Origin of the sequence: Odoribacter sp. N15.MGS-14, from assembly GCF_000980245.1 — a bacterium.
In the GTDB taxonomy this organism is placed as follows: Bacteria; Bacteroidota; Bacteroidia; order Bacteroidales; family Marinifilaceae; genus Odoribacter; species Odoribacter splanchnicus.
Map to the genome: position 1 here is coordinate 1 of NZ_LARE01000103.1, position 6,570 is coordinate 6,570.

The 6,570-nt window shown below is 40.8% G+C and carries 10 protein-coding genes; 6 read left to right on the forward strand and 4 right to left on the reverse strand.

Annotated features, from left to right (window positions below):
* A partial coding sequence (locus WS34_RS13835; RefSeq protein WP_046405535.1) for an acyltransferase family protein occupies positions 1 to 815 on the reverse strand: 815 nt, incomplete at its 3' end.
* A 516-nt stretch (positions 816 to 1,331) separates the two neighbouring features.
* Here WS34_RS13835 and WS34_RS13840 point away from each other — a divergent pair.
* The 6 genes from WS34_RS13840 (at position 1,332) to WS34_RS13865 (ending at position 4,626) form a co-directional block, all read left to right on the forward strand.
* On the forward strand, positions 1,332 to 1,655 hold the full coding sequence (locus WS34_RS13840; protein ID WP_013613511.1) for an ArsR/SmtB family transcription factor: 324 nt from the start codon (positions 1,332 to 1,334) through the stop codon (positions 1,653 to 1,655).
* Between the two features lie 110 nt (positions 1,656 to 1,765).
* Positions 1,766 to 1,999: a thioredoxin family protein gene (locus WS34_RS13845; protein ID WP_046402696.1), complete on the forward strand. Its 234-nt coding sequence runs from the start codon at positions 1,766 to 1,768 to the stop codon at positions 1,997 to 1,999.
* Between the two features lie 6 nt (positions 2,000 to 2,005).
* Positions 2,006 to 2,437, forward strand: coding sequence for a nitrophenyl compound nitroreductase subunit ArsF family protein (locus tag WS34_RS13850; RefSeq protein WP_013613509.1), 432 nt, complete (start codon positions 2,006 to 2,008; stop codon positions 2,435 to 2,437).
* A complete protein-coding gene (locus WS34_RS13855; protein WP_046405537.1) occupies positions 2,437 to 3,141 on the forward strand; it encodes an aromatic aminobenezylarsenical efflux permease ArsG family transporter in 705 nt (234 codons plus the stop codon). The genes WS34_RS13850 and WS34_RS13855 overlap by 1 nt, the downstream gene beginning before the upstream one ends.
* Positions 3,142 to 3,156: 15 nt before the next feature.
* On the forward strand, positions 3,157 to 3,621 hold the full coding sequence (locus WS34_RS13860; RefSeq protein WP_286693805.1) for a thioredoxin family protein: 465 nt from the start codon (positions 3,157 to 3,159) through the stop codon (positions 3,619 to 3,621).
* A 36-nt stretch (positions 3,622 to 3,657) separates the two neighbouring features.
* Positions 3,658 to 4,626, forward strand: coding sequence for a permease (locus WS34_RS13865; RefSeq protein ID WP_046405538.1), 969 nt, complete (start codon positions 3,658 to 3,660; stop codon positions 4,624 to 4,626).
* Between the two features lie 214 nt (positions 4,627 to 4,840).
* Here WS34_RS13865 and WS34_RS13870 read toward each other — a convergent pair whose 3' ends face one another.
* The 3 genes from WS34_RS13870 to WS34_RS13880 all read right to left on the reverse strand — a co-directional run bounded on the left by WS34_RS13870 (position 4,841) and on the right by WS34_RS13880 (position 6,418).
* The gene (locus tag WS34_RS13870) at positions 4,841 to 5,428 is read right to left on the reverse strand and encodes a DNA-3-methyladenine glycosylase I (protein ID WP_013613504.1); all 588 of its coding nucleotides are present in this window, start codon (positions 5,426 to 5,428) and stop codon (positions 4,841 to 4,843) included.
* A 362-nt stretch (positions 5,429 to 5,790) separates the two neighbouring features.
* Positions 5,791 to 6,138 carry a HepT-like ribonuclease domain-containing protein gene (locus WS34_RS13875; protein WP_046402700.1) on the reverse strand — a complete coding sequence of 116 codons (348 nt, stop codon included), beginning with the start codon at positions 6,136 to 6,138 and terminating at the stop codon, positions 5,791 to 5,793.
* Positions 6,122 to 6,418: a nucleotidyltransferase family protein gene (locus WS34_RS13880; protein WP_046402701.1), complete on the reverse strand. Its 297-nt coding sequence runs from the start codon at positions 6,416 to 6,418 to the stop codon at positions 6,122 to 6,124. Before WS34_RS13880 ends, WS34_RS13875 begins: the two co-directional genes overlap by 17 nt.
* Positions 6,419 to 6,570: the final 152 nt, after the last annotated feature.

Sequence of the window (6,570 nt, forward strand, 5' to 3'; positions counted from 1 at the left end):
CCGTTCATCCATAAATCTTCGGCCCCACCGAGACGCGGAACAGACAGTAAAGTGACGATTGACAGGCTACATATCCAAAATGCACCCTTTACCTTAACAGGTTTAAAAATACGAAAAAGAAGTAATCCGGCAGAAAAAGAAAACAACAAACGTAAAAATCCGGCAATAAATTCCGTACCGGTCAACGAAAACCCGGCACATATATCCCCGTACGGTCCTCCGATAGCAAATATCGCCAACCCGCAACCGGCAAGAAAAACCAATACGGCAAGCGCCCGGGTAGAAAATTTATGAATGAACAAAGCATAAAGTATATTACCGATATATTCGAAAAATAAAGACCAACTAGGTCCATTCAAAGGATACATCTCCCCAAGTCCCCGGATTTCCGTTCCGGGAGTAGCCGGAAGCAACAGGGCATTAATAAAGGTAGCCATAAATAACGCCAAAATCGTCACTTTCGACACATCCCAAACCGGACAGCCCTGCCAATAGAACATAACGGCTCCAATAATAGCTCCCATCACCACCATCGGATGCAGACGTATCACCCTACGTTTAATGAAGTCTTTTGTTTTCATTTTCCCCCAACGGTCGTCATAAGCATAACCGATAACAAACCCCGACAATATAAAGAAAAAATCGACGGCCAGATAACCATGATTAATCCTTTGATCCAAATGGCTGGTTGCAAAAGCTTCGAATATGTGAAACCACACGACAGTGATCGCAGCCACCCCACGCAATCCGTCGAGCAAATCATAATGAGGCTTGGTATCTGCAAACGCTGCCATAGAAGGTTGTATGTTCTGCATAGAAATTAAATATCAATTTTTAATACACCGCATTGTTTTAAAAGAAAGTTGTAAAAATAAACATTTTTTCTTATAACTAAAATAATAATGTTATCCGGTATACAACTTTGGTTTTATGGGACCGACCATATGTTCCTTTCCCGTCAGTCCACCACAACATCTTTTGAAGGCACTCCGATCGATCCCATCGCCCCCTCTGATTACAATGTCGTAAAACCGGGCAGATCTTAGCAATTCAGGCCCGATATCAGGACCAGGAAGGTACCGTAATGCCGACAATGTAACAGCCATTGCTTACTTCAACTCACAATTGGAAGCTAATACCTTGATATCAGTCTCAAACAGTGCCGGGACGACTGGATGAGACCGGCATTTCGGGGTAATAATAAGCATATGAACGATTTCCCGATCAGAGTTTCTGTTTCAAACGTCCGGCAGAGATTTCTACAGTATTTCCTGCCAGAATTTTGTCGTTTGAAATATTGTTCGTAAATTTGCAAACAACAAAATTGATTTATGGGGAAGACTAAAGATTATACAGACGAACAAGAACGAATAGCCCGCTACGCTAAAGCAATGGGACATCCGGCCCGAATGGCTATCCTGCAATTTCTGGCAGGACGGGAAACCTGCTTTTTCGGAGATATCCATGAAGAATTACCGATAGCCAAAGCAACGGTTTCACAACACTTGAAGGAATTAAAGGAAGCCGGATTGATACAGGGAGAAATAGAGGCACCGAAAGTGAAATATTGTATCAACCGGACCAATTGGGAGGAAGCCAAACGATTATTTTCAGTTTTTTTCTGTCATTGTAAAGACAAAAAATCTTGTTGCTGAAAACAGCAGGCTTTTTTATGCGAATATTGTTCGTAATTCTACGAATTACAAACAATAATAACAAGAATCTTGTATGATGAGAATTATTCACTATTTAATATTTTGAAACGATGGAAATTAAAGTATTAGGAACAGGCTGTGCAAGTTGTAAAGCACTTTATACAGCAGTAATACAAGCTGTATCGGAAACCGGTATTGAAGCGAAGATCGTAAAAGTAGAGGAACTGACCGAGATTATGAAGTATAACGTAATGAGCATGCCAGCCTTGGTAATCGACGGTAAAGTGGTATCGAGCGGCCGAAAGCCGACCGTTAGTGAGGTTAAAAAGTTACTTGTAAAATAAACGACCATGCGACTCACAACTTTATTGATTACATTGACTCTATTCTCCGCCTGCAGAGAAAAGCAAAGCAGAAACTTGCAGCTACAGGAACAAACCGTAACCGGCGACCGGGTGGAGGTAATTTATTTTCATGGGAAACAACGTTGTATGACTTGTAAAAGCATCGAGGCACAGACAAAAGAATTGCTGACAGGAAGTCTCGCAGAAGCAGTGAAAACCGGACAGATCGTATACCGGACAGTAGATATTTCGGATAAAGAAGGAGAAAAAATAGCGGATCGGTATGAAGTCACCTGGTCATCTCTGTTTGTAAATCGCTGGAAAGATGGGCAGGAACAGCGAAACAATATGACAGAATTTGCTTTTTCGAAGGCAACAAGCGATCCCGAAGGATTTAAAGCAGGATTGAAAGAAAAAATTGAAATATTGATGAAATAATGGAATCTCCGGACATTTTGATGAATAGCGGTCTACCTGTCGTGACAGCTTTCGTACTGGGTTTACTGACCGCAATAAGCCCCTGCCCTTTAGCAACAAATATAACGGCTATCGGTTTTATCAGCCGGGATATCGGTAACCGGAAACGAATTTTTCGAAACGGGTTACTTTATACCTTGGGGCGGATTATTACCTATACAGTCCTGGGCCTGCTGGTTATCCCCATTTTACGGGAAGGAGCAAGTATGTTCGCCATACAAAAAGGAATCAGTCAGTGGGGGGAATGGATTATTTCACCTTTACTATTGCTTACCGGTGGATTTATGCTATGGGGGCAACGGTTGAATCTTCCGAAATTCGGTTTTTCGGGAGACAATGAAAAACTGCAAAACCTGAAAGGTGGTGTAGGTAGTCTGACATTGGGTATATTATTTGCCTTGGCTTTCTGTCCGACAAGCGGGGTTTTCTACTTCGGTCTGCTGATACCGATGGCAGCGATCTCAACAGGCGGGATGTGGTTTCCTGTTGTTTTTGCTGTAGCCACAGCTTTACCGGTAGCGGTAGTGGCCTGGCTGCTGGCCTACAGTATTGCAGGAATCGGACATTTCTACAATCGCCTACAGGTGTTCGAACGATGGATGCGAAGGATTGTCGGCTGGTTATTCACCGGCACCGGCCTCTATTATCTGATCAGGTTATTATAAAAATCGGAGGAAGGAATGAAAAGGCAACTGATAAAAACAGGAATAACGGTTACTTTACCTATAGTTATCCTTATAGTTCTCTTTGCATTACAGGATACTTTCATCCGGCTAGGTTCCACCCGAATGAGCCGGATGCAAAACGAAACGACGGCAGCAAGCATAACAGATAGCATACAAATCTTGTACAACTACAAAGACCGACGCGATACAGGACTGCAATATACTTTTCTGGAATTCGGAGCGATGGGTTGTATAAGCTGCCGGAAAATGGAACGTGTCATGGAAGATATCCGAACAACATACGGCAAAAGGGTTAAAGTTCGGTTTATGAATGTGTCGAAGCAAGAAACACAGGAATGGACGAAATATTTCGGGATCGCCGCCATTCCTACACAAATCATATTAGATAATAACGGACATGAAATATTCCGGCACACAGGCTTTATTTCAGCAGAAGATCTGGGAACGGTATTCAAATAATTTTATAATAACAAGAGAGAAGTAAACAATTCGATTATGATACAGAAATTTGCAGATTGGTTGGTCTACGGGATTTTCGGCCTAGAGGCAAAAAGTCATCTGGGAGAAGCCGTGAATTTCTTTTTTTACGATACGGTGAAAATCATCCTATTATTATTTTTAATCAGCGTAATGATGGGAGTAGTAAATGCTTATTTCCCGATCGGGCGGTTACGTCACTATCTAACTACCCGCCGGTTATATGGGCTGGAGTATGTATTTGCCGCTTTGTTCGGAGCGATAACGCCATTTTGCTCATGCTCATCCATTCCGTTATTCATCGGCTTCGTCAAAGGCGGGATTCCCCTGGGAGTTACGTTAAGCTTCCTGATTACCTCTCCGCTGGTAAATGAGGTAGCGGTAGCCATGTTCCTGGGTACATTCGGAGTGAAAATCACAGTTGTATATGTGGTAAGCGGTATTTTATTGGGAATTATCGGCGGAATCGTTTTGAACCGTTTCAGGTTAGAACGTTACCTAAGCGATTGGGTGAAAAGCATTCAGCAAAATTCGGAAACAGAAAGTGAATCCTGGGAAAATACCGGAACGCCTTTTATGAAACGGTTACCGGTCATTCTGCGTGATGCCTGGGGTATTGTAAGAGGTGTATTGCTATATGTGATCATCGGTATTGGCATCGGAGCAGCCATGCATGGATTCGTCCCCGAAGGATTTTTCGAAACTTATATGTCGAAAGAACACTGGTATGCAGTACCGTTGTCGGTCATTCTGGCAGTTCCCATGTATGCCAACGCTGCAGGGATTGTTCCTGTCATTCAGGTTTTTGTAGCCAAAGGAATCCCGGTAGGAACAGCCATTGCGTTCATGATGGCCGTAGTAGGGCTTTCATTACCCGAAGCGACACTTTTAAAGAAAGTGATGACCTGGCGGCTGATCGGGATATTCTTCGGCACAGTGGCCTCTTTTATTATCCTATCGGGATTTATATTCAATATGATCTTATAGACCGCTATTTCCCTTCAATCCGATCTGATCATTTTTTAGCCAGGTATCCGAAAACCTGCAGCCTGGCTAAAAAATGCAAATTCATCCTCCAGGCTATGACCGACAGAATGCCACGACTTAGAGCATAAACCGAAGAACTCTTTTTTTGTATTGTGTTCCAAGCCATCTCACCTTTAATCTGATGATAACCATGTACTCATATATAACGTATTCCCTATCCATCCTGTCGGACAACTTTCCGACACAAACAATCCGTCAGGTGATCGTCGATAAACCCTGAAGCCTGCAAATGGGCATAACAAATCGTAGTTCCGAAGAATTTAAATCCACGCTTTTTCATATCTTTACTCATAGCATCGGATTCGGGTGAAGACACCGGAATTTCACTCAATGACCGAAAAGCATTGATAATCGGCTTCCGGTCAGGAAAAAACGACAGTGTATAATCATAGAAACTACCGAACTCCTTTTGTATGGCAAGGAATAGCCTTGCATTGGTGATTGTCGACTTAATTTTCAAACGATTTTTCACAATACCGTCAAACTGCATTAACCGTTCGACATCTTCATCGGTCATTTGTGCAACCAATCCGGCATCGAAATTGTAAAAAGCTTTACGATATCCCTCACGTTTTCTAAGGATCGTTATCCAACTCAACCCCGCCTGTGCACTCTCCAACACCAGAAACTCAAACAGCCTCCTATCGTCGGTTACCAATTTTCCCCACTCCTCATCATGGTATTTCACATACAGTTCGTCTGTTTTACACCAACCGCAGCGTCCGTTTATTATATCCTGCATCATCATCATATTTTATTACGGCATAAAGATAATAGATTCACAGCCACGTACCAACGATCGGCAAGCGATTCTATCCCCCCCTTTCTTACACTTTGTTAAATATAAGTAATATATAGCTTATATATAAGCAATTTACCACTAAATTATGGTGGTTGGAATATGATTTTTATACACATACTTTTTGTTATTAATTGGTTATACATTAAATTTCAATTTCATTTATTACTTAGCTTATGATATTGTAGTTGGTGAATAATATCTTTATTGGGTAATATATAACTAAATTTGCTACAATTTTCCACCAAATAAAAAAAGCAATAGAAGTGAATCCATTGCCAGTATATTTTATCTATGATGATATTTTATTCTAGTTCCCGTTTGTATAACTCAACCTTTTCTTTTAATGGATATAATTCTGTTTGAATTGTAGCCCATACCATTTCATCGCTGATTTGATAATAACCATGTACTAAAACATGGCGCATTCCAATTATAATCTTCCATTCGACTTCTGGATGCTTTTCCTTAAATTCATTTGTCAGTAAATATGCCGCCTCTCCAATTATCTCTAAATTTTTGATAACGGCAAAACGGAGTATCTTATTTCCCTTGTACTCGTCAAAACTGATACCTTTAGTAAATTCGAACAGGTTATCAATTGCCTCTATTATATGGGATAAGCGGTTGATATCTTTAGGCTTCTCTCTCATAGATCAATATTTTATCCTGTTCTGCTGATTCTTTAGCGAAATCTTTCAACTGTCCTTCTTCCACCAAATCAATTTTCTTGTGCAGAAGAGATTGTAAAGCGTTCACGATACCGATATACTTGAAAAGAGTAACATTAGCATTCTTGTCAAAGCGTACAAGTATATCAATATCACTCTCCCTTGATTCTTCTCCACGAGAATAAGAACCAAACACCCATGCTTTCTCAACTGGTTGTAGCCTGAAGAACTCTCTTAGTTTATTGATAATAGCTTGTTTCATATTTGCTCTTTTTGCAAAAATAGTGAATGTTGATGAGAAAACCATGATGTTATGAGCAACTAATGGTTAAATATTTGAGTTGGTGATCTTTCTTCTGAATTGGCATATAATACCTAAAATGAAAGAAATTACTCACTAGCTAAAATTCTGTT

Coding starts and splice junctions, on each gene's coding strand:
- WS34_RS13850 (WP_013613509.1), top strand. CDS start 2,006: ATGCGACTCACAACTTTATTGATTACATTGACTCTATTCTCCGCCTGC.
- WS34_RS13855 (WP_046405537.1), top strand. CDS start 2,437: ATGGAATCTCCGGACATTTTGATGAATAGCGGTCTACCTGTCGTGACA.
- WS34_RS13870 (WP_013613504.1), bottom strand. CDS start 5,428: ATGCAGGATATAATAAACGGACGCTGCGGTTGGTGTAAAACAGACGAA.
- WS34_RS13865 (WP_046405538.1), top strand. CDS start 3,658: ATGATACAGAAATTTGCAGATTGGTTGGTCTACGGGATTTTCGGCCTA.
- WS34_RS13845 (WP_046402696.1), top strand. CDS start 1,766: ATGGAAATTAAAGTATTAGGAACAGGCTGTGCAAGTTGTAAAGCACTT.
- WS34_RS13840 (WP_013613511.1), top strand. CDS start 1,332: ATGGGGAAGACTAAAGATTATACAGACGAACAAGAACGAATAGCCCGC.
- WS34_RS13880 (WP_046402701.1), bottom strand. CDS start 6,418: ATGAAACAAGCTATTATCAATAAACTAAGAGAGTTCTTCAGGCTACAA.
- WS34_RS13860 (WP_286693805.1), top strand. CDS start 3,157: ATGAAAAGGCAACTGATAAAAACAGGAATAACGGTTACTTTACCTATA.
- WS34_RS13875 (WP_046402700.1), bottom strand. CDS start 6,138: ATGAGAGAGAAGCCTAAAGATATCAACCGCTTATCCCATATAATAGAG.